Raw genomic sequence first — 19286 nt, 5'->3', positions numbered from 1 at the left:
CAGGAAAGCTGACTACGCTTTAGGAACTATTCCGTGGATTGTTCCCATGACTTTTCGAGCCTTGATTACCCTCGCCGAGGGCACCGATGACCTGCAGACCGTGACCTTGATCGATGTATTGCGCCGCGCCAAGGTCGAGGTGGTGGTCGCCAGCATCGAAGGGCGGCGCATGCTCACCTGTGCAAGAGGCACGCGCTTGACGTGCGATGCCATGCTGGTGGATTTGCTGGCCCAGCCGTTCGACCTGATAGTCCTGCCAGGCGGTGCCGTAGGGACGCAACATCTGACCGCCCACCAACCCCTGCAACAACTGATCAAGGACCAGGCCGCGGCGGGGCGCCTGTTCGCCGGTATTGCCGAAGCGCCCGCGGTAGCCCTGCAAACCTTTGGCGTACTACGCCAGCGGCGCATGACTTGCCTGCCCTCGGCCAGCCATCAACTGTCGGGCTGCACCTTCGTCGATCAACCGGTGGTGGTCGACGGCAACTGCATCACAGCCCAAGGCTCGGGTGGCGCTTTGGCATTTGCCCTGACGCTGGTGGAGCAGCTATGCGGCAAAGCCACGCGGGCGATGGTGGCGGGGGAGTTGTTGGTGTAACGAGCCTCAGGCCTTCACCTCTTCCATCGGCACATGCATCCGGTCGCGGTTGGCCAGGGTCGGGAATAGCTTCATCCAGGTCCCTGTCACCACCAACGTGCCGATACCGCCCATGACCACTGCCGGCACGGTGCCGAACCAGTGGGCGGTCAGGCCGGATTCGAATTCGCCCAACTGGTTCGAAGCGCCAATGAACAGGCCATTCACGGCGCTCACCCGGCCGCGCATTTCGTCTGGGGTTTCCAGTTGCACGAAGGATGCGCGGATCACCATGCTGATCATGTCAGCGGCGCCCAGCACCACCAGGACGGCGAGGGAAAACCAGAACGAGGTCGACAGGCCGAAGGCGATCGTCGCCACGCCGAACACGCCCACAGCGGTGAACATTACCCGCCCGACATTGCGTTCCACCGCAAATCGCGCCAGGAACAGCGACATCAGCAACGCGCCCACCGCCGGTGCCGATCGCAACAGGCCCAGCCCCCAAGGCCCGGTCAACAGAATGTCCTTGGCAAACACCGGCAGCAACGCGGTCGCACCTCCCAGCAGGACCGCGAACAGGTCAAGGGAAATGGCCCCGAGAATGTCCGGGCGACTGCGGATGAAACGGATACCCGCCAACAGTGAATCCAGTGTGGCCTTGCCCTTGTTCAGGGGCGTTTGCCGGGCGGGCAGGTTGAGCATCAGCGCGCAGGCAATGATGTACAGGATCACCGTCGGGCCATACACCCAGACGCTGCCGAAGGCGTAGAGCAAACCACCGAGTGCCGGGGCGACGATGGTTGCCGATTGCTGGGCCGATTGCGCGGCGGCCACGGCGCGGGGGAACAGTGCACTGGGCACGATGCTCGGCAGCAAGGCTTGAGTGGTCGGCATTTCGAAGGAGCGTGCGGCGCCGAGCAGGAACGCGAGGATGAAGATCATTTCCCGGGTGCCATGGTCGGTTGCGCTGCCGATCGCCAGCGACAAGGCGATCAGCGCTTGCAACGATTGGCAGATGGCCGCGACCTTGCGTCGATCGTAGCGATCGGCGACATGCCCGGTGTGCAGCATGAACAGTACCCGCGGTGCGAACTCCACGAGCCCGACCAGGCCAAGGTCAAGTACGTTGCCGGTCAGTTGATAGAGGTTCCAGCCAATGGCCACGGTGAGCATCTGAAAGCCGCTGGCGGTAAAGACCCGGGCCAGCCAGAAGGCGATGAAAGGGCGATGGCGACGTAACAGCAAGGGCTCTTGGCTCGGCATTTGAAGGCAAGTCTTGGAAGGGAAAGGGCGAGGTTATCACCAACCTGTAACAGGAAGTTGCCATGGGAAAAAAATCGTTAGCCAAGCATCGATTTCGCCAGCCGTTTGCCAACTGCTCCTTGGGCATTCATTTCAATCTGTTTCTGAAGCCGTGAGGCAACTTGTCACGCGGCAAAAGACCACGCGGGTCAACCTCGCAAATGGGACTACTCTTTCATCGTTGCTTGATCCAGATCAAAACCCACAAAAGGAATTGATCCGGCGGCCGGTTGGCCAGACTCCCTGCGTTGTGATGCGTACAAAAAAAGAACAAATAGAGATTCGCCACACTCCATATCCGTGGGGGCCGTGGGTGCAGGCTTCGAGCCCGCAGCCGTACTACCTGACAGAGGAAAACTTATGTTCGGTTTAGAGGCACTTGATCTCGCCCGAATTCAGTTCGCGTTCACTATCTCGTTCCACATCCTGTTCCCAGCCATCACCATCGGCCTGGCGAGTTACCTGGCGGTACTCGAAGGCTTGTGGCTGAAAACCCATAACGACACCTACCGCGACCTCTACCATTTCTGGTCGAAGATCTTTGCCGTCAACTTCGGCATGGGTGTGGTCTCGGGACTGGTCATGGCCTATCAGTTCGGCACCAACTGGAGCCGTTTCTCGGACTTCGCCGGCTCGGTGACCGGGCCGCTGCTGACCTATGAAGTGCTTACGGCTTTCTTCCTCGAAGCCGGATTCCTCGGCGTCATGCTGTTCGGCTGGAACAAGGTCGGGCGCGGCTTGCACTTCTTCGCCACGGTCATGGTTGCCATCGGCACGCTGATCTCGACCTTCTGGATTCTCGCCTCCAACAGCTGGATGCAGACCCCGCAGGGCTTTGAAATCGTCAATGGCCAGGTCATTCCGACCGACTGGCTGGCGGTGATCTTCAACCCGTCTTTCCCTTATCGCCTGATGCACATGGCCACGGCGGCCTTCGTTGCGACAGCATTCTTCGTCGGCTCCTCGGCGGCCTGGCACCTCTTGCGCGGCAAGGACAACCCGGCAATCCGCAAGATGTTGTCCATGGCGATGTGGATGGCACTGATCGTCGCGCCGATCCAGGCCGTTATAGGGGACTTCCATGGTCTCAACACGCTGAAACATCAGCCGGCAAAAATCGCTGCGATCGAGGGGCACTGGGAGAACCACGGAAACGAGGCGACTCCGCTGATCCTGTTCGGCTGGCCGGACATGAAGGAGGAGAAAACCAAGTTCGCCGTCGAGATTCCGTACCTGGGCAGCCTGATCCTGACTCACTCGCTGGACAAGCAGGTGCCGGCGCTCAAGGAGTTTCCACCCGAGGACCGACCGAATTCGACCATTGTGTTCTGGTCGTTCCGGATTATGGTCGGCCTGGGGTTCCTGATGATCTTCACCGGTCTGTGGAGCCTGTGGCTGCGTAAACGCGACACGCTCTACACCTCGCGGCCGTTCCTTTACCTGGCGTTGTGGATGGGGCCGTCCGGCCTGATTGCGATTCTCGCGGGCTGGTTCACCACTGAAATCGGCCGTCAGCCTTGGGTAGTCTACGGATTGATGCGCACGGCGGACGCGTCTTCAAACCATAGCGTGATGCAGATGAGCATCACCCTGATCCTGTTCGTCGTGGTGTATTTCGCCCTGTTCGGTGCTGGCCTCGGCTACATGATGCGCCTGGTGCGCAAGGGGCCGAAGATCGACGAAGGCAAGGAAACCACTGAGGGTGGCCCCGGCAAGAAACGCACACCCGCTCGTCCTTTGTCCGCAGCCGACGACGAGCAAGCCGATGCCGACCCCATCGTGACCAAGGAGATTTGAATCATGGGTATTGATCTTCCGCTGATCTGGGCCGTGATCATCATCTTCGGCATCATGATGTACGTGGTCATGGATGGATTTGACCTGGGCATCGGCATTCTCTTTCCGTTCATTCCCGGCAAGACCGACCGCGACGTCATGATGAACACCGTGGCCCCGGTCTGGGACGGCAACGAAACCTGGCTGGTACTGGGTGGTGCGGCATTGTTCGGGGCTTTCCCGCTGGCCTATTCGGTGGTGCTCTCAGCGTTGTATCTACCGCTGATTTTCATGCTGATCGGGCTGATTTTCCGCGGCGTGGCGTTCGAGTTTCGCTTCAAGGCCAAGGATGACAAGCGTCACCTGTGGGACAAGGCGTTCATCGGTGGCTCGATTGCCGCAACGTTCTTCCAGGGTGTGGCATTGGGGGCATTCATCGATGGCTTGCCGGTGGTAGACCGGCAGTTTGCCGGCGGCTCGCTGGATTGGCTGACACCCTTCACCCTGTTCTGCGGCGCTGCACTGGTGGTCGCGTATGCGCTACTGGGTTGTACCTGGCTGATCATGAAGACCGAGGGCAAGTTGCAGGAACAGATGCACGACTTGGCGCGACCCTTGGCGTTCGTGTTGTTGGCGGTGATCGGTATCGTCAGCATCTGGACCCCTCTGGCTCACGCCGAAATCGCCGCCCGCTGGTTTACCTTGCCCAACCTGTTCTGGTTCCTGCCCGTGCCGATCCTGGTGTTGGTGACGCTCTATGGCCTGATCCGTGCCGTGGCCCGCAACGCGCACTACACGCCATTCCTGCTGACACTGGTGCTGATCTTCCTCGGCTACAGCGGCCTGGGGATCAGCCTGTGGCCGAACATCGTGCCGCCGTCGATCTCTATCTGGGACGCTGCAGCACCACCGCAAAGCCAAGGCTTCATGCTGGTGGGCACGTTGTTCATCATCCCGTTCATCCTGGGCTACACCTTCTGGAGCTATTACGTGTTCCGCGGCAAGGTTACCCATGAAGACGGTTACCACTAGTCACGCACCCGTGTTGGCGTCGGCCACGGCGCCATCGATCGCAAGGAGATCGAAGCAAATGACCGGTAAACATCCCCTGCGCGACATTGAGCAAGCCGAAAAAAAACCGCTGTGGCAGCGGCTCGGCTGGTTGGCCATGATCTGGGCTGGCAGCGTCGGTGCGCTGTTCATCGTGGCCAGCCTGATGCGGATGTTCATGAGCGCCGCAGGCCTCAGCACTCCCTGAAACAATCGACATCTCATCGCGCAGCCTCAGGTGCGCAATTAAACCCTCCCGAGCTGGAGGGTTTTTCTTGCGCGCTATTTGCGCGCCTTGAGGATCACGAATTTCGGGGTGGCTGCCACTTGCTCGACCCCGCGGAACAACCGCGCCAATTTGCTGTGATAGCCCAAATGACGGTTGCCGACGATGTACAGCGCTCCGCCCACCACCAGCGCCTCCCGGGCCTGCTGGAACATCCGCCAGGCCAGGAAATCACCGACGACCTGTTGTTGGTGAAACGGTGGATTGCACAGCACCACATCCAGCGACTGGGGTTCCTGCCCCGCCAGGCCATCGCCGGCCCGCACGATCACTTCCCGCTCACCCAGCGTGGCGCGCCAGTTCTCGGCGGCCGATTGCACGGCCATGAAGGATTCGTCTACCAGCGTGTAGTGCGCTTGCGGGTTTTGCAGGGCGCTGGCGATGGCTAGCACGCCGTTACCGCAACCGAGATCGGCGACCCTTGCGCTGCCGAGGTTCTTCGGCAAATGCGGCAAGAAGGCTCGCGTGCCGATGTCCAGGCCTTCACGACAGAACACGTTGGCATGATTGATCAGTTCGATCGCAGGCTCATCGAGTCGATAGCGGGTCGGGTAGGGGGATACAACCGCGGCTTTGGCTTGGGCCGTGGCGATCAACAGACGGGCTTTCTTTACCGCCAGCGAGGCTTGCACCGGGCCGATATAGCGTTCGAGCAGATCGCCGGCTGCGCGCGGCAGATGCTTGATCATTGCCCCGGCAATCACCTGGGCGCCCGGCGCCAATTGGCCTTGCAGGCGGATCAGTTGTTCTTCCAGTAAGGCCAGGGTCTTCGGCACCCGGAGCAGGACCCTGTCGAATGGCCCGGTGAACGGTTCGCTGGCCGGTACGTGAGGCACAGCGTCAAATGCCAGGCCATTACGGGCCAGGTTCTTTTCCAGGCCCTGCAAGGCCAGGAACGAATCACCGCTGCTGGTCACATTGACCTTGCCTGCCAGGCTGACGGCCAATGCACCAAAACTGTCGTTCAGCACGAGCACCCGCGTATTCGCCGCGGGCAGTTGTTCAGCCAGGTGATTGAGCAGGTACTCATCTGCAGCATCAAAGGCTTGCAGTGGTTCGTTTTGCTGTTCGGGCTGGCGGATCAGTTCGAGTTGGGCGAACGGGGTTTCGAGCAAGGGCATCGGGCAGGAGACTCTGATAGATGGACAAAGATGTTCCGCGGCCCTGAGGCGTTGTTGCGGGTGGGACCTTGCGAGTGAACTGCGGCATGACTTTTTACACGTCATCACTCAAGGGGGGTGTAAATGTTACGTTTTTTTCTTTTGGATTACTCGCAGGTTTTGTGATCAGCGCATCGCACCGCTGCCGAGATAACCGGCCTTGACCGCGGCAATGACTGCCGAAATCTTGTTGTTCACACCAAGCTTGTCAATCGCACTCTGCACATGGAAATTGATGGTACGTGCACTGAGATTGAGGATCTTGGCGCTCTGTTGGGCTGTCATTCCATCGGCGGCCAGTTTCAACACGTCAATTTCCCGCAGCGACAAATGTGCGACAGTCAATTTTGGGCACCGCTTGGGAAGCGTTTGTACAACCAATGCATGCAGATGCCGGCCCATGAAGACGGAAAAGCCGAGTGTCTCGTACAGCTCAAATGCACTGATTGGACAATGGCTCCTGGCCAGGCTCAGGATGCTGCACAAACCGCTTTCATCGTCATGCACCGATTGCGACCAGCCATGCTGGAGTCCTTGCAACCCAAGCGCTTCCCACATCGATGGGATCTTGGAAAAAAGCTCTTCACTCCAAAGGATGGGCAGCATAGATTGATTGCAATAAGCCACTACCGGGTCGATATCTCTGAGTTGTTTCTCTTCATATTCGTTATTCCAGCTGGCGGGGTAATTATTGAATTTGAGTGTCTTTGTCTTTTCCGGTTTGGTTATATAAGTTGCTGAAAATTCGAAATATTTATATCCGATATTTTTCGCGAAGCTGAGTGACCCTTGGTAAGCGATGTCGATCTCAGTTGCGCTGGCTATCTGTTTTAGCTGTGATTCCTTCCACCTTTCCATTTTTCAACTCCAATGTGTATTCGCTCGAGTGCTTGGATCCATGCCCAATAGGATCGGAGTGTAGGATTTTTCTTACGGCGCCGTGAGAACTTTTTTGTCCTAGATGAAGTTGTGACAAAGGGTGTGGGTTCTAAAGAGAAGTTTGTGTGAAAGATGGTTGTTAAATGTCGATGTTAATATGTTGGCGTCCTGGCTAGCGGTTATTAACTGGTTAGTTAGGGAGGGGGTGAGGCGGCTTGTATATCTATGTATTCGATATTGCTGCTTTAAAGACACTACAAATCGCCGGTGTTTCTGGGTGCCGCTTTGCGAGACACTGCGGCTATGTGTTGAAGGAGCACCCCATGACCGCCAGTGAAGAGAAATTTACCCGCCAGACCTTGCTCGACGTCCAGCCATTGACGCCGAACCTGTTCACCCTGCGCGCCACGCGGGATGCAGGTTTTCGCTTTCGCGCAGGGCAATTCGCCCGGCTGGGTGTGATCAAGGCTGATGGCAGTACGGTGTGGCGTGCCTATTCGATGGTGTCTTCACCCTACGACGAGTTTCTCGAGTTCTTTTCAATTGTCGTACCCGGCGGTGAATTCACCAGCGAGCTCAGCCGGCTGGGCATTGGCGACACGTTGTTGGTCGATCGACAGGCGTTCGGGTACCTGACCCTCGACCGCTTCGCTGATGGGCGTGACTTGTGGTTGTTATCCACCGGTACAGGCCTGGCGCCGTTTCTATCGATCCTGCAGGACTTCGAGGTCTGGGAAAAATTCGAGCGAATCATCCTGGTGTACAGCGTCCGGGAGACCAGGGAGCTGGCTTATCAGGCGCTGATCGCTGGCTTGGCGCAGCGTGATTATTTGAAGGAATTCGCCCACAAATTGCAGCTGATCAACACTGTGACCCGCGAGCGGCATCCGGGCGCCCTCAACGGACGGATCACCACCTTGATTGAAAACGGCGAACTGGAGCGGGCGGCTGGCGTGGCGCTGACACCAGAACATTCCCGAGTGATGTTGTGCGGAAACCCGCAAATGATCGATGACACGCGCAAATTGCTCAAGCAGCGCGACATGCACTTGAGCCTCAGCCGGCGGCCAGGTCAGGTGGCAGTGGAAAACTTCTGGTAAAAAAAACGGCGCCTTGCAAGCGCCGTTTGATTCAGGGTCGATTGTTCTGGGCCCGGAGCAAGTCGCGAATCTCACCGAGCAACTCTTCTTCCTTGGTCGGAACCGGCGGCAGGGTGGGTGCGACGGCTTCTTCGCGCTTGAGGCGGTTGATGGCCTTGATGCCCATGAAGATCGCAAAGGCGACGATGACGAAGTCAATCAGGGTCTGGATGAATTTACCGTACGCCAGGACCACCGCAGGAACATCGCCTTGGGCAGCCTTGAGTGTAATGGCCAGGTCACTGAAGTCCACGCCGCCGATCAGCAAGCCAATGGGAGGCATGATCACATCGCCAACAAACGACGTCACTATCTTGCCGAAAGCAGCGCCGATGATGATACCGACGGCCATGTCGATCACATTGCCTTTGACCGCGAAGGCCTTGAACTCGTTTAACACGCCCATAGGTCATTTCCTTGTTACAGATGAGGTTGGTGAACGCAGTGTAAATCAGCAAATCGCATCCTGCTCGAAACGACTGCGTGCGAGGTTCGCCTGCAAAGGACCGGACCTTTGGCAAAAAGTTTACAAAATGCCGGTTATCCATACGCAATCATTGCTTCTCGGCCGCTTCTCGGATTTGGCGATCTGGCGAGTGACTGGCGAGAAAGTCGCAATGATTTGCGCTGTGTGATTTACCTTTGAATATTGCGACGCCTGTCATCTGGTTGCCATTTTTTAGACGGGTGTTTCCATTTGATAAAATCACCCGGCACCAAAAGCAGATGACAAGATTCGTGTGGCGATTTTCAACAAGCTGTTGTTGTACGTTTAAGTCGTTAATGGTTAGTGTTTGTACAGGTTTTTTTGCGCTTATTAACGGGAAGGAAGGTGTTTTTGGTGTTTGTGTATAAGTAACTAGTGCTTGGTGCTTAGATTGTGTGTAGTTATAGATGTGTGCTTGAGTCGTGTCGAGCAAGTTTGGAAGCGTTGATTTGAAACTTATTCATTCAAGACAGGCCGGCATCGATCGTAACGCACCGAGGCGGCTGACCTGAGCTATCATCGCGGTTTTTGCCGGGAGTTCAGATGGCCAAGGCCAAGCGCATGTACGGCTGCACCGAGTGCGGCTCAACCTTTCCCAAGTGGGCCGGACAATGTGGTGAGTGCGGCGCCTGGAACACACTCACCGAAACCATGGTGGAGAGCGGCGGGGCAGCGGCACCCAGCGGTCGCACTGGCTGGACCGGTCAGCAGGCGCAAATCAAGACCTTGGCTGAAGTCAGTGTCGAGGAGGTCCCGCGTTTTTCCACGGCTTCCAGTGAGCTTGACCGGGTGCTCGGTGGTGGCCTGGTGGATGGCTCGGTGGTGCTGATCGGCGGTGATCCCGGAATTGGCAAATCCACCATTCTGTTGCAAACCTTGTGCAATCTCGCCAAGAGCATGCCGGCACTGTATGTCACGGGTGAAGAGTCGCAGCAACAGGTGGCCATGCGTGCCCGACGCCTGGGGCTGCCACAGGATCAGCTGCGGGTCATGACCGAAACCTGCATAGAAACCATCATTGCCACCGCCCGGGTGGAGAAGCCCCGGGTCATGGTGATCGACTCGATCCAGACGATTTTCACCGAGCAACTGCAATCTGCACCGGGCGGTGTGTCCCAGGTTCGTGAAAGTGCGGCGCTGTTGGTGCGGTACGCCAAGCAGAGTGGCACCGCGATTTTCCTGGTGGGGCATGTGACCAAGGAGGGCGCGCTGGCGGGGCCCCGGGTACTGGAGCACATGGTCGACACCGTGTTGTATTTTGAAGGCGAATCAGACGGGCGCCTGCGCTTGTTGCGGGCGGTTAAAAACCGTTTCGGCGCGGTTAACGAACTGGGCGTGTTCGGCATGACCGACAAGGGCCTGAAAGAAGTCTCCAATCCTTCGGCTATTTTTCTGACCCGCGCGCAGGAAGAAGTCCCGGGCAGTGTGGTCATGGCGACATGGGAAGGCACACGGCCGATGCTGGTGGAAGTCCAGGCACTGGTAGATGACAGTCACCTGGCCAATCCACGCCGGGTAACGCTGGGCCTGGACCAGAACCGACTGGCAATGTTGTTGGCCGTCTTGCATCGGCACGGCGGCATACCCACCCACGATCAGGATGTATTTCTCAACGTGGTCGGAGGGGTGAAGGTACTGGAAACGGCATCTGACCTGGCATTGATGGCAGCCGTCATGTCCAGTTTGCGCAACCGGCCGCTGCCCCATGATCTGCTGGTGTTCGGTGAGGTCGGCCTTTCCGGCGAAGTGCGGCCGGTGCCAAGCGGTCAGGAGCGCCTGAAGGAAGCGGCAAAGCATGGCTTCAAACGTGCCATCGTGCCCAAGGGCAATGCGCCGAAAGAGCCGCCTGCGGGTTTGCAGATCATCGCGGTCACCCGTCTGGAGCAGGCCCTCGACGCCCTCTTCGAATAACACCAATCCCCTGTAGGAGCGAGCATGTCGAATCGTCACGCCGTCGCGATGGTCGTTAATGATAACGCTGGGAACCTGGCACCCCGCAGCGTTCTTGAGTCCATCGCGAGCATGCTCGCTCCTACAGGGGGCATTCAGATTTCGATGAGCGCGCCCAGTTCGCGTTCAAGCTCGTGCGGATCGCCCAGATTGAATTCAATCAATCGCCGCAGGCGTTCAATGGACTCCAGGCTGATGTGCCTGCACACGAAACCCAATTGACCATGGTCTTCATGGGTCAATTGCACATCCATCGCAATGTGGTTGTCTTCGCTCAAATGGATGTCGACAGAAAAATCCTGCTGCGCGTTGCCAAGCCACGGCTCCGGTCGCTCGATCAGCAAGCCCTTGAGCGACAGATCGATCAGCTTCACCGGCCAGGTGAACGCTCCTTGGCTCAGATCGGTTCTGGCATCGAACGCAATACGTTTGAAGCGGCGACGTTCGGAAGGGTGCTCGCTCATGGCGCGATCCTCGGAAATGTACGCTGACTATAGACTGGCCTTGCAAAAGGCTGCCAGCGCCGGCAGGTGTCTAGACCAATGTCAGGGTATGGCCTTTGCTGTCAGGCGAGCTAAACTCGAGGTGGCTGTCTTTCTTGTCCACTCTGGCTGGAATAATAAAATGAAAAATAATAATAGCCCGCTACGCCACTTACCCTGGCTGCTGCTGGCAATCGTTGGGGCGTGCGCCCTGGGCGTGGTGGCACTGCGCCGAGGTGAGGCGATCAACGCTTTGTGGATTGTGGTCGCTTCCGTGGCCATCTATCTGGTTGCGTATCGTTACTACAGTCTGTTTATCGCTAACAATGTCATGCAACTCGATGCGCGACGGGCTACCCCGGCCGTGCTCAACAATGACGGTCTGGATTATGTCCCGACCAACAAGCATATTCTCTTCGGTCACCACTTTGCGGCCATCGCTGGCGCGGGGCCGCTGGTCGGTCCGGTACTGGCGGCGCAGATGGGCTACCTGCCCGGCACGCTGTGGCTGATTGCCGGCGTGGTGCTGGCCGGTGCCGTGCAGGACTTCATGGTCCTGTTCATGTCCACCCGCCGCAACGGTCGCTCCCTGGGCGACATGGTCCGCGAAGAAATGGGCCGCATCCCCGGCACCATCGCGCTGTTCGGCTGCTTCCTGATCATGATCATCATCCTCGCGGTGCTGGCACTGATCGTGGTCAAGGCCCTGGCCGAGAGCCCGTGGGGGATCTTCACGGTGATGGCGACCATCCCGATCGCGATGTTCATGGGCATCTACATGCGCTACATCCGCCCGGGTCGCATCGGCGAAATTTCGGTTATCGGCGTGCTGTTGCTGCTGGGGTCGATCTGGCTCGGTGGGCAGATCGCCGCAGACCCGGTGTGGGCCAAGGCCTTTACCTTCACCGGTGTGCAGATCACCTGGATGCTGATTGGTTACGGTTTCGTGGCAGCCTCTTTGCCGGTCTGGCTGATCCTGGCTCCGCGTGACTACCTGTCGACCTTCCTCAAGATCGGTACCATCGTCGCCTTGGCCATTGGTATCCTGGTGACCATGCCTGAGCTGAAAATGCCGGCGCTGACCCAGTTCATCGATGGCACGGGGCCGGTCTGGAAGGGCGGTCTGTTCCCGTTCCTGTTCATCACGATTGCCTGTGGCGCGGTCTCGGGTTTCCATGCACTGATTTCCTCGGGCACCACGCCGAAGCTGTTGGATAACGAGGTCAACGCCCGTTACATCGGGTACGGCGGCATGCTGATGGAGTCCTTCGTGGCGATCATGGCCATGGTCGCGGCCTCGGTGATCGAGCCAGGCGTGTACTTTGCCATGAACAGCCCGGCGGCCGTGGTCGGCGGTGATGTGGTGGCCGTGGCGACCACGGTCAGCAACTGGGGTTTTGCGATTACTCCCGAAGCCCTGCAAGCGGTGGCCAAGGACATCGGTGAAAGCACCATCCTGGCCCGTGCCGGCGGTGCGCCGACCCTGGCCGTGGGTATCGCGCAGATCCTGCACAGTGTGCTGCCGGGTGAAAACACCATGGCGTTCTGGTACCACTTCGCGATCCTGTTCGAAGCACTGTTCATCCTGACCGCGGTGGACGCCGGTACCCGTGCCGGGCGTTTCATGCTTCAGGACTTGCTCGGTTCCTTCGTGCCGGCGCTGAAACGTACCGAGTCCTGGGCAGCCAACTTCCTCGCCACCGCCGGTTGCGTGGCCATGTGGGGCTGGTTGCTGTACCAGGGCGTGATCGATCCGCTGGGCGGCATCAACACCTTGTGGCCATTGTTCGGCATTTCCAACCAGATGCTGGCCGGTATCGCGCTGATGCTCGGCACCGTGGTGTTGATCAAGATGAAGCGCCAGCGCTACGTCTGGGTCACCATGCTGCCTGCCGTGTGGTTGCTCATCTGCACCACCACCGCTGGCTTCATCAAGCTGTTCGACGCCAACCCGGCCATCGGCTTCCTGTCGCTGGCGAAAAAATACAGCGATGCGCTGGCCAATGGCCAGATCCTCGCCCCGGCCAAGGACATCACTCAGATGCAGCACGTGATCTTCAACGCCTACACCAACGCCACGCTGACCGCGCTGTTCCTGTTCGTGGTGTTCAGCATCCTGTTCTATGCGCTCAAGGTTGGTATTGCCGCCTGGGGTAAAAAAGAGCGTACGGATAAAGAATCGCCGTTCCAGGCGCTGCCGGATGCATAACCAGAGGACTGCAGCATGTTCAATGACCTGAGTCGCCTCGGTAAATACCTCGGTCAGGCTGCGCGCCTGATGGTCGGCATGCCCGACTACGACAATTACGTCGAGCACATGCAAAGCAAGCACCCGGACAAACCGGTGATGAGCTACGAGGCGTTCTTTCGCGAGCGCCAAGAGGCTCGCTACGGTGGCAAGGGTGGGCCGAAGTGCTGTTGATTAAACAGCCAGGTTGACGCAATACCCTGTGGGAGCGGGCTTGCTCGCGAAAGCGGTGTGTCATTCAGCATTCATGTCGACTGACACGACCTCTTCGCGAGCAAGCCCGCTCCCACATCTGTTTTGTGTTTTTCTTTCATTTCATTACGACAGGAGATTTAGCGTGTCCTCTCCAATCCCGGTCACGATCCTCAGCGGCTTCCTCGGCGCAGGTAAAACCACGCTGTTGCGCTACCTGCTCAAAGCCGAGCACGGCCTGAAAATCGCCGTGATCGAAAACGAATTCAGTGACGCCGGTATCGACACCCAGCTGTTGGGCGACGAACCGGTACAGGTCATGACGCTGGCCAACGGCTGCGTCTGTTGCACCATTCACACCGACCTGACCAAGGCCTTGTACCTGCTGCTCGAACGCCTCGACAGCGGCGAGATCGCCTTTGATCGCCTGGTGATCGAATGCACGGGCCTCGCCGACCCGGCTCCGGTGGCACAAACGTTCTTCATCGACGAGGAGCTGCGCGAGCGCTACATCCTCGACGGCATCATCACGTTGGTGGACGCGGCACACGCCGAACAGCACCTGACCCAGACCATCGCCCAGGCGCAGATCGGTTTCGCCGATCGGCTGTTGGTAAGCAAGCGTGATCTGGTGGACGAAACTGCATTCACGGCGTTAAGTGAACGCCTGACCCGTATCAACCGGCGTGCGCCGATCCGTGTGGTCGACCACGGCAACATCGATCTGGCCGAACTGCTTGATGTGCGTGGGTTCAATCTCAACGCCGATCTGGGCGGCGGCGTGAGTTTGCGCCCAGTGAGCCAGGCCCCGTCCATCGACCGTATTTCCAGCCTGGTGTTGCGCACCGAAAAACCGCTGGATATCGACAAACTCAGCGAGTTCATGAACGAACTGCTGGAGGACCACGGCAAGCAACTGCTGCGCTACAAAGGCGTGTTGAACATCCTCGGCGAACCGCGGCGCATGGTGTTTCAGGGCGTGTTGAAGCTTTACGGTTTCGACTGGGACACGGAGTGGGCGGCCGATGAAACCCGGGAAAGCGTGATCGTGTTCATTGCCGATGATTTGCCGCAGGAAAAGATTCGCCAAGGTTTCGCGCGAGTAGCGGCGAGTTAACCGGCAACACGCTTCTGGCTGCAGAGCGGTTGAGCGTTCAGCAATACCGCTTCCAGATGATCCAGGTGTCGGTCCAGTAACATAACTGCCTTCGCGGCGTCCCTGCGCGTTAACGCATCCACTATTTGCTCATGCAGATGCCACGCGCAATAGTCCTCCAACGCAACATCAAATTGAGCAATCGCCAACGAGACCAGTGGCACCAGGCTGCTGAGAAAATGCGCTAGAGGTGCGTTACCCGCCATCTCTGCCAATTGCAGATGAAACTCCCCTGACAAACGAATCGCTGGGCCTCGCTCGGTGCATTGGCGCTCGTTATCGACCAGTGTCCGCAGGCGCTCCAGGACAAGCGGGCAGGGGCGCTGGCAGGCCAGCCTCACCAGCATGAGTTCGGTCAGTCGCCGGGCGTGCAAGGCCTGCCGGGTTTGCTCTACATTCAGCTGCGCGACGCGAGGACGGTGGTTGGCTCGCAGGACAATGACTTGCTGGTGGGAGAGTCGCGTCAGCACGCCACGAATGTCGCTGCGTCGAACACCAAACACCTGCGCCAGGCTTTCTTCGGTAAAGCGACTGGTGGTGTCGAGGCGCTGTTCGAGAATGGCATCGAGCACCCGTGAGTACAGATCCTCTACCGCCGGGGCAAAGGGCAGGGCAACAAGAGTCTGTGGCGAGGCGAAGCTGTTCATGGCCTGTCTCCAATTTGAAACGGATTCAACTGCCGAGGTTGTCGTCCGGAATATTCAGTTCGATGCCCATGCGCCGGCCTTCGCGCAAAATGTGCCGGCGCATCTCGGCGCTGGCCTGGGCGCTGTTCTTGCTGCGGATCGCGCGCACCACCGCCTCGTTTTCTTCAAGGCGTTCAGCGAGGTGTTCCGGGGAGTTGCGCAACACGTCGGCGCTCTGCTTCAGGGCATTGCTGGTCTGCTGGACCACACTTTGGAAAATCGGATTCGACGTCAGCGTGAACAGCTCTTCATGGAACGCGATGTAGGCATTCACGCCGGCCTCGCTGTCATTGGCTTCCAGGGCTTCACGCATGTCCATCAGGGTCAGGCGCAGTTGCCCGACTTCCTTGCTGCTGATGGATTGCGCCACCAGGCCGACGATAAATGGCTCAAGGGTGTAGCGAAGTTGCAAAACGTCTTCCAGGCTCGCCCCGGCCACTGCGCTGTCGTGGCTTTGGCTGTCGCTGAGATTCGCGTCCAGCACCACCACGCCTTTGCCCGGCATGGAGCGCACCAGGCCGAGGGTTTCCAGGACGATGACGGCTTCGCGCAGGCTCGGGCGGCTGATGCCCAGTTGTTCGGCCAGTTCACGCTGCCCCGGGAGCATTTCGCCGGAGCGCCACTGACCGCGGGCCAGTGCGGCCCGAAGCTTTTCTACGACTGAATTTACAACGGTCGATGAGGTAATCACTGTTTGCTCCATGAGCATCTATAGCGTTGTTGGCCGTGCCTGCCCGAAAGCAGGCACGACGTTTGTTCAAAATTCCTGCTGATGGGCCGGGGTCACCGGTTTTCTCGGCTGGAAGGTATAACCCACCTGGCCGGAAAGCACCTTGTTCGCCCGCTGCACATCGATGTCCTTTTCCCAGCGAGCAATGGCCACGGTCGCCACGCAATTGCCGATCAGGTTGGTCAGCGCCCGTCCGATGCCCATGAACCAGTCCACTGCCAGCACCAATACCAGGCCCACCACCGGAATCGCCGGAATCGCCGTCAGGGTGGCTGCCAAAATTACCAGCGCCGAACCCGGAATGCCGTGCGCGCCCTTGGAGGTGATCAGTGAGACCAGCAGAATCGTTAGCAGGTCGGTCATCGCCAGCGGCGTGCCGGTGGCATTGGCGATGAACACAATGGCCAGGGTCAGGTAGATCGAAAAACCGTCGAGATTGAATGAATACCCGGTTGGAATCACCAGCCCAACCGTCGAGCTGCCGATGCCCAGATGCTCCAGCTTGCGCATGATTTGTGGTAGCACGGCATCGGACGAAGCGGTCCCCATGACGATCAACAGTTCTTCGCGCAGGTACTTGAGCAGCGGCCACATCCGCAGGCCGGACAGGCGCATCACCAGGCCTAGAATCAACGCGACGAAGGCCACGCAGGTCAGGTAGAACAAACCGACCAGGCTACCCAGGTGCTGCAGTGAATCCAGGCCATATTTGCTGGTGGTGAAGGCGATTGCGCCGAACACACCGATCGGCGCCAGTCGCACGATCATGCCCATGATGCGGAAGATCACGTGGCTGAGTTCATTGATCAGTCGCGAGATACCGGAGGCGGCTTCGCCCACCAGATTCAACGCACTGCCAAACAGCACCGAAAACAGCAGCACTTGCAGGATATTGTTGTCTGCGAAGGCACCTATTACAGAGGTCGGGATCAGGTCCATCAGGAACTGCGTGGTGGTGTGCATGTGCTGGCCACGTTGGGCGATATCGCCCATGTCTGCGGCAGAAAGCTGATCCAGATGAATGTTCGCGCCGCTGCCGATTCCAGTAGTGAAGGCGAATACCAGGCCGATCACCAACGCAATGGTGGTGAGGATTTCAAAGTAGATCACTGATTTCAGGCCGATGCGGCCGACCTTCTTAAGGTCGCCGGCACCGCTGATACCGCTAACCACTACGCAGAACACAATCAGGCCGATGAGCATTTTGATCAGCTTGATAAAACCGTCACCAAGTGGTTTGAGCTGAGCGGAATATTCGGGAAGGGTCAGCCCGCAGACGATGCCGAGCACCAGTCCGAGAACCACTTGGAGGAAGATTGAACGCGAGCACCATCTGAGCATGGGAGGAATCCTGGTCGGTGTCCTGGCTGCCGTGCGCGTCGCGCATCAGATTCAGGACTTAATTATTGTGGTCTTACCGGTATGTCCAGTGCAGGCGCAGTCTACGCTGGGTTTTTTCAAGATTACAAGGGGAAATCGTAAAATTGGCATGACCGGTCTGACCAGTTGTGCCGATCCTATTGAAAATCAAAAGATCGCAGCCTTCGGCAGCTCCTACGGAACCTGCGTACACCTGTGATTTCGCGAAATTACGCTACCTCTGTAGGAGCTGCCGAAGGCTGCGATCTTTTGATCTTTATGACGGACAAAAAAAACCGGCCATCTCTGGCCGGTTTTTTTGACCGCGGTTTAGCGGTGCAATTAAGCGCCGTATACCGGCAGCTTCTTGCAGATAGCCTTGACCTTCTCACGAACGGCATCGATCACCGCTTCGTTGTTCAGGTCTGCCAGGATGTCGCAGATCCAGCCGGCCAGTTCCTTGCACTCTGCTTCCTTGAAGCCGCGAGTGGTCACAGCCGGAGTGCCGAAGCGCAGGCCGGAGGTGACGAACGGGGAGCGAGGGTCGTTTGGCACGGAGTTCTTGTTCACGGTGATGAACGCTTTGCCCAGGGCGGCGTCGGCATCTTTACCGGAGATTTCCTGCTTGATCAGCGACAGCAGGAACAGGTGGTTTTCAGTACCGCCGGAAACCACGTCGAAACCGCGCTCGATGAACACGCTGGCCATGGCCTGGGCGTTTTTCACCACTTGTTGCTGGTAAGCCTTGAACTCAGGTTGCAGCGCTTCCTTGAAGCAAATCGCTTTAGCGGCGATCACGTGCTCCAGTGGGCCACCCTGGGCACCCGGGAATACCGCGGAGTTCAGCTTCTTCTCGATGTCGGCGTTGGCGCGAGCCAGGATCAGGCCGCCACGTGGACCGCGCAGGGTCTTGTGGGTGGTGGTGGTCACCACGTCAGCGAATGGCACCGGGTTCGGGTAGACGCCAGCGGCGACCAGACCGGCCACGTGGGCCATGTCGACGAACAGGTAGGCACCCACCTTGTCGGCGATTTCACGGAAGCGTGGGAAGTCGAGGATCTGCGAGTAGGCAGAGAAACCGGCCACGATCATTTTCGGCTTGTGCTCAACGGCCAGGCGCTCGACTTCGTCGTAGTCGATCAGGCCATTGGCGTCGATGCCGTACTGGATGGCGTTGTACAGCTTGCCGGAGGACGAAACACTGGCACCGTGGGTCAGGTGACCACCGTGGGCCAGGCTCATGCCCAGGATGGTGTCGCCAGCCGACAGCAGGGCCAGGTAAACGGCGCTGTTGGCTTGCGAACCGGCGTGCGGTTGAACGTTGGCGTAATCGGCACCGAACAGTTCTTTGGCTCGATCAATTGCAAGCTGCTCGACGATGTCAACGTACTCGCAACCACCGTAGTAGCGCTTGCCCGGGTAGCCTTCGGCGTACTTGTTGGTCAATACCGAGCCTTGAGCTTCCATCACCGCAGGGCTGGTGTAGTTTTCCGAAGCGATCAGCTCAATGTGCTCTTCCTGGCGCTGAGCTTCTTGCTCCATGGCGGCAAAGAGATCGGCGTCGTACTTGGCAATAGTCAAATCACGGCTGAACATGGCGGTCCTCAAGGATCGGGGGCGGAAAAGGGGGGCATTCTAACCCAATGGCTTTTGGAAGGCATATGAAACGACATCATGTCGCAGACAAGTGGGCTTCATGACGGGATCAGCGGTGAATGGGCCGGCCTCTTCGCGAGCAGGCTCGCTCCCACAGTGGATCTTGAGCGTTCAATAATTTTGTGTACACCCAAGAAACCCTGTGGGAGCGAGCCTGCTCGCGAAGGG

At 58.4% G+C, this 19286-nt stretch carries 19 protein-coding genes; 10 read left to right on the top strand and 9 right to left on the bottom strand.

Going from position 1 to position 19286, the window contains the following annotated elements; all coding sequences use genetic code 11:
• The first annotated feature begins 46 nt into the window (after nt 1-46).
• A complete protein-coding gene (locus PG5_RS18710) occupies nt 47-598 on the top strand; it encodes a DJ-1 family glyoxalase III (RefSeq protein WP_020798685.1) in 552 nt (183 codons plus the stop codon).
• 6 nt (nt 599-604) lie between these two features.
• On the opposite strand, the gene PG5_RS18705 is transcribed toward PG5_RS18710, so the two are convergent.
• Nucleotides 605-1843: an MFS transporter gene (locus tag PG5_RS18705; RefSeq protein WP_042955498.1), complete on the bottom strand. Its 1239-nt coding sequence runs from the start codon at nt 1841-1843 to the stop codon at nt 605-607.
• Nucleotides 1844-2242: 399 nt separating this feature from the next.
• Here PG5_RS18705 and PG5_RS18700 point away from each other — a divergent pair, with 399 nt between their 5' ends.
• The 3 genes from PG5_RS18700 to PG5_RS33640 are packed head-to-tail and all read left to right on the top strand — an operon-like array spanning nt 2243 to nt 4916.
• Complete coding sequence (locus PG5_RS18700) at nt 2243-3679, top strand: cytochrome ubiquinol oxidase subunit I (protein WP_020798683.1); 1437 nt, start codon at nt 2243-2245, stop codon at nt 3677-3679.
• A gap of 3 nt (nt 3680-3682) precedes the next feature.
• Nucleotides 3683-4690 carry a cytochrome d ubiquinol oxidase subunit II gene (gene cydB, locus PG5_RS18695; RefSeq protein ID WP_008066100.1) on the top strand — a complete coding sequence of 336 codons (1008 nt, stop codon included), beginning with the start codon at nt 3683-3685 and terminating at the stop codon, nt 4688-4690.
• A 58-nt stretch (nt 4691-4748) separates the two neighbouring features.
• Nucleotides 4749-4916, top strand: a complete 168-nt coding sequence (locus tag PG5_RS33640) for a DUF2474 domain-containing protein (RefSeq protein WP_020798682.1) — start codon at nt 4749-4751, stop codon at nt 4914-4916.
• 74 nt (nt 4917-4990) lie between these two features.
• Here PG5_RS33640 and PG5_RS18690 read toward each other — a convergent pair whose 3' ends face one another.
• Together PG5_RS18690 and PG5_RS18685 are read right to left on the bottom strand one after the other, a co-directional pair.
• Nucleotides 4991-6115 (bottom strand): methyltransferase, encoded by a 1125-nt coding sequence (locus PG5_RS18690; protein ID WP_020798681.1) that lies wholly within the window; start codon nt 6113-6115, stop codon nt 4991-4993.
• A 165-nt stretch (nt 6116-6280) separates the two neighbouring features.
• Nucleotides 6281-7012 carry a LuxR family transcriptional regulator gene (locus PG5_RS18685; protein ID WP_020798680.1) on the bottom strand — a complete coding sequence of 244 codons (732 nt, stop codon included), beginning with the start codon at nt 7010-7012 and terminating at the stop codon, nt 6281-6283.
• 344 nt (nt 7013-7356) lie between these two features.
• On the opposite strand from PG5_RS18685, the gene PG5_RS18680 reads away from it, so the two are divergent.
• The gene (locus PG5_RS18680) at nt 7357-8133 is read left to right on the top strand and encodes a ferredoxin--NADP reductase (protein WP_020798679.1); all 777 of its coding nucleotides are present in this window, start codon (nt 7357-7359) and stop codon (nt 8131-8133) included.
• 31 nt (nt 8134-8164) lie between these two features.
• Here the strand turns inward: PG5_RS18680 and mscL are convergent, their stop codons facing one another.
• On the bottom strand, nt 8165-8578 hold the full coding sequence (gene mscL, locus PG5_RS18675; RefSeq protein ID WP_020798678.1) for a large-conductance mechanosensitive channel protein MscL: 414 nt from the start codon (nt 8576-8578) through the stop codon (nt 8165-8167).
• A gap of 624 nt (nt 8579-9202) precedes the next feature.
• Between mscL and radA the strand changes: the two genes are divergently transcribed.
• Nucleotides 9203-10570: a DNA repair protein RadA gene (radA, locus tag PG5_RS18670; protein ID WP_020798677.1), complete on the top strand. Its 1368-nt coding sequence runs from the start codon at nt 9203-9205 to the stop codon at nt 10568-10570.
• Between the two features lie 134 nt (nt 10571-10704).
• On the opposite strand, the gene PG5_RS18665 is transcribed toward radA, so the two are convergent.
• Complete coding sequence (locus tag PG5_RS18665) at nt 10705-11073, bottom strand: PilZ domain-containing protein (RefSeq protein ID WP_020798676.1); 369 nt, start codon at nt 11071-11073, stop codon at nt 10705-10707.
• Between the two features lie 160 nt (nt 11074-11233).
• Here PG5_RS18665 and PG5_RS18660 point away from each other — a divergent pair, with 160 nt between their 5' ends.
• From PG5_RS18660 to yjiA, 3 genes are all read left to right on the top strand, one after another.
• Complete coding sequence (locus PG5_RS18660; RefSeq protein ID WP_020798675.1) at nt 11234-13300, top strand: carbon starvation CstA family protein; 2067 nt, start codon at nt 11234-11236, stop codon at nt 13298-13300.
• A 15-nt stretch (nt 13301-13315) separates the two neighbouring features.
• On the top strand, nt 13316-13513 hold the full coding sequence (locus tag PG5_RS18655; RefSeq protein WP_008058222.1) for a YbdD/YjiX family protein: 198 nt from the start codon (nt 13316-13318) through the stop codon (nt 13511-13513).
• Nucleotides 13514-13676: 163 nt separating this feature from the next.
• The gene (gene yjiA / locus PG5_RS18650) at nt 13677-14648 is read left to right on the top strand and encodes a GTPase (RefSeq protein WP_020798674.1); all 972 of its coding nucleotides are present in this window, start codon (nt 13677-13679) and stop codon (nt 14646-14648) included.
• Here yjiA and PG5_RS18645 read toward each other — a convergent pair.
• The 3 genes from PG5_RS18645 to PG5_RS18635 all read right to left on the bottom strand — a co-directional run bounded on the left by PG5_RS18645 (nt 14645) and on the right by PG5_RS18635 (nt 17444).
• Nucleotides 14645-15334 carry a GntR family transcriptional regulator gene (locus PG5_RS18645; RefSeq protein WP_020798673.1) on the bottom strand — a complete coding sequence of 230 codons (690 nt, stop codon included), beginning with the start codon at nt 15332-15334 and terminating at the stop codon, nt 14645-14647. The two genes, yjiA and PG5_RS18645, sit on opposite strands and share 4 nt — an antisense overlap.
• Nucleotides 15335-15359: 25 nt before the next feature.
• Nucleotides 15360-16064 carry a FadR/GntR family transcriptional regulator gene (locus PG5_RS18640; protein ID WP_020798672.1) on the bottom strand — a complete coding sequence of 235 codons (705 nt, stop codon included), beginning with the start codon at nt 16062-16064 and terminating at the stop codon, nt 15360-15362.
• Between the two features lie 66 nt (nt 16065-16130).
• On the bottom strand, nt 16131-17444 hold the full coding sequence (locus PG5_RS18635) for a C4-dicarboxylate transporter DctA (protein ID WP_020798670.1): 1314 nt from the start codon (nt 17442-17444) through the stop codon (nt 16131-16133).
• Between PG5_RS18635 and PG5_RS18630 the strand changes: the two genes are divergently transcribed.
• Nucleotides 17443-17682 (top strand): hypothetical protein, encoded by a 240-nt coding sequence (locus tag PG5_RS18630; RefSeq protein WP_020798671.1) that lies wholly within the window; start codon nt 17443-17445, stop codon nt 17680-17682. The genes PG5_RS18635 and PG5_RS18630 overlap by 2 nt on opposite strands.
• Nucleotides 17683-17804: 122 nt before the next feature.
• Here the strand turns inward: PG5_RS18630 and glyA are convergent, their stop codons facing one another.
• Nucleotides 17805-19058, bottom strand: coding sequence for a serine hydroxymethyltransferase (gene glyA, locus PG5_RS18625; protein ID WP_020798669.1), 1254 nt, complete (start codon nt 19056-19058; stop codon nt 17805-17807).
• Between the last annotated feature and the right edge of the window lie 228 nt (nt 19059-19286).

It is taken from the genome of Pseudomonas sp. G5(2012) (assembly GCF_000408945.1).
Lineage (GTDB): Bacteria > Pseudomonadota > Gammaproteobacteria > Pseudomonadales > Pseudomonadaceae > Aquipseudomonas > Aquipseudomonas umsongensis.
The sequence above is the reverse complement of the archived record's forward strand: the minus strand, read 5'-3'. Positions and strand labels throughout refer to the sequence as shown.

What these genes read in the sequence shown, in the direction of transcription:
- mscL (WP_020798678.1), bottom strand. Translation starts at nt 8,578, where the DNA reads ATGGGCGTGTTAAACGAGTTCAAGGCCTTCGCGGTCAAAGGCAATGTG.
- glyA (WP_020798669.1), bottom strand. Translation starts at nt 19,058, where the DNA reads ATGTTCAGCCGTGATTTGACTATTGCCAAGTACGACGCCGATCTCTTT.
- PG5_RS18630 (WP_020798671.1), top strand. Translation starts at nt 17,443, where the DNA reads ATGGGAGGAATCCTGGTCGGTGTCCTGGCTGCCGTGCGCGTCGCGCAT.
- PG5_RS18655 (WP_008058222.1), top strand. Translation starts at nt 13,316, where the DNA reads ATGTTCAATGACCTGAGTCGCCTCGGTAAATACCTCGGTCAGGCTGCG.
- PG5_RS18710 (WP_020798685.1), top strand. Translation starts at nt 47, where the DNA reads ATGACTTTTCGAGCCTTGATTACCCTCGCCGAGGGCACCGATGACCTG.
- cydB (WP_008066100.1), top strand. Translation starts at nt 3,683, where the DNA reads ATGGGTATTGATCTTCCGCTGATCTGGGCCGTGATCATCATCTTCGGC.
- PG5_RS18635 (WP_020798670.1), bottom strand. Translation starts at nt 17,444, where the DNA reads ATGCTCAGATGGTGCTCGCGTTCAATCTTCCTCCAAGTGGTTCTCGGA.
- PG5_RS18690 (WP_020798681.1), bottom strand. Translation starts at nt 6,115, where the DNA reads ATGCCCTTGCTCGAAACCCCGTTCGCCCAACTCGAACTGATCCGCCAG.
- PG5_RS33640 (WP_020798682.1), top strand. Translation starts at nt 4,749, where the DNA reads ATGACCGGTAAACATCCCCTGCGCGACATTGAGCAAGCCGAAAAAAAA.
- PG5_RS18665 (WP_020798676.1), bottom strand. Translation starts at nt 11,073, where the DNA reads ATGAGCGAGCACCCTTCCGAACGTCGCCGCTTCAAACGTATTGCGTTC.
- PG5_RS18700 (WP_020798683.1), top strand. Translation starts at nt 2,243, where the DNA reads ATGTTCGGTTTAGAGGCACTTGATCTCGCCCGAATTCAGTTCGCGTTC.
- PG5_RS18660 (WP_020798675.1), top strand. Translation starts at nt 11,234, where the DNA reads ATGAAAAATAATAATAGCCCGCTACGCCACTTACCCTGGCTGCTGCTG.
- PG5_RS18705 (WP_042955498.1), bottom strand. Translation starts at nt 1,843, where the DNA reads ATGCCGAGCCAAGAGCCCTTGCTGTTACGTCGCCATCGCCCTTTCATC.
- PG5_RS18685 (WP_020798680.1), bottom strand. Translation starts at nt 7,012, where the DNA reads ATGGAAAGGTGGAAGGAATCACAGCTAAAACAGATAGCCAGCGCAACT.
- PG5_RS18680 (WP_020798679.1), top strand. Translation starts at nt 7,357, where the DNA reads ATGACCGCCAGTGAAGAGAAATTTACCCGCCAGACCTTGCTCGACGTC.
- radA (WP_020798677.1), top strand. Translation starts at nt 9,203, where the DNA reads ATGGCCAAGGCCAAGCGCATGTACGGCTGCACCGAGTGCGGCTCAACC.
- PG5_RS18645 (WP_020798673.1), bottom strand. Translation starts at nt 15,334, where the DNA reads ATGAACAGCTTCGCCTCGCCACAGACTCTTGTTGCCCTGCCCTTTGCC.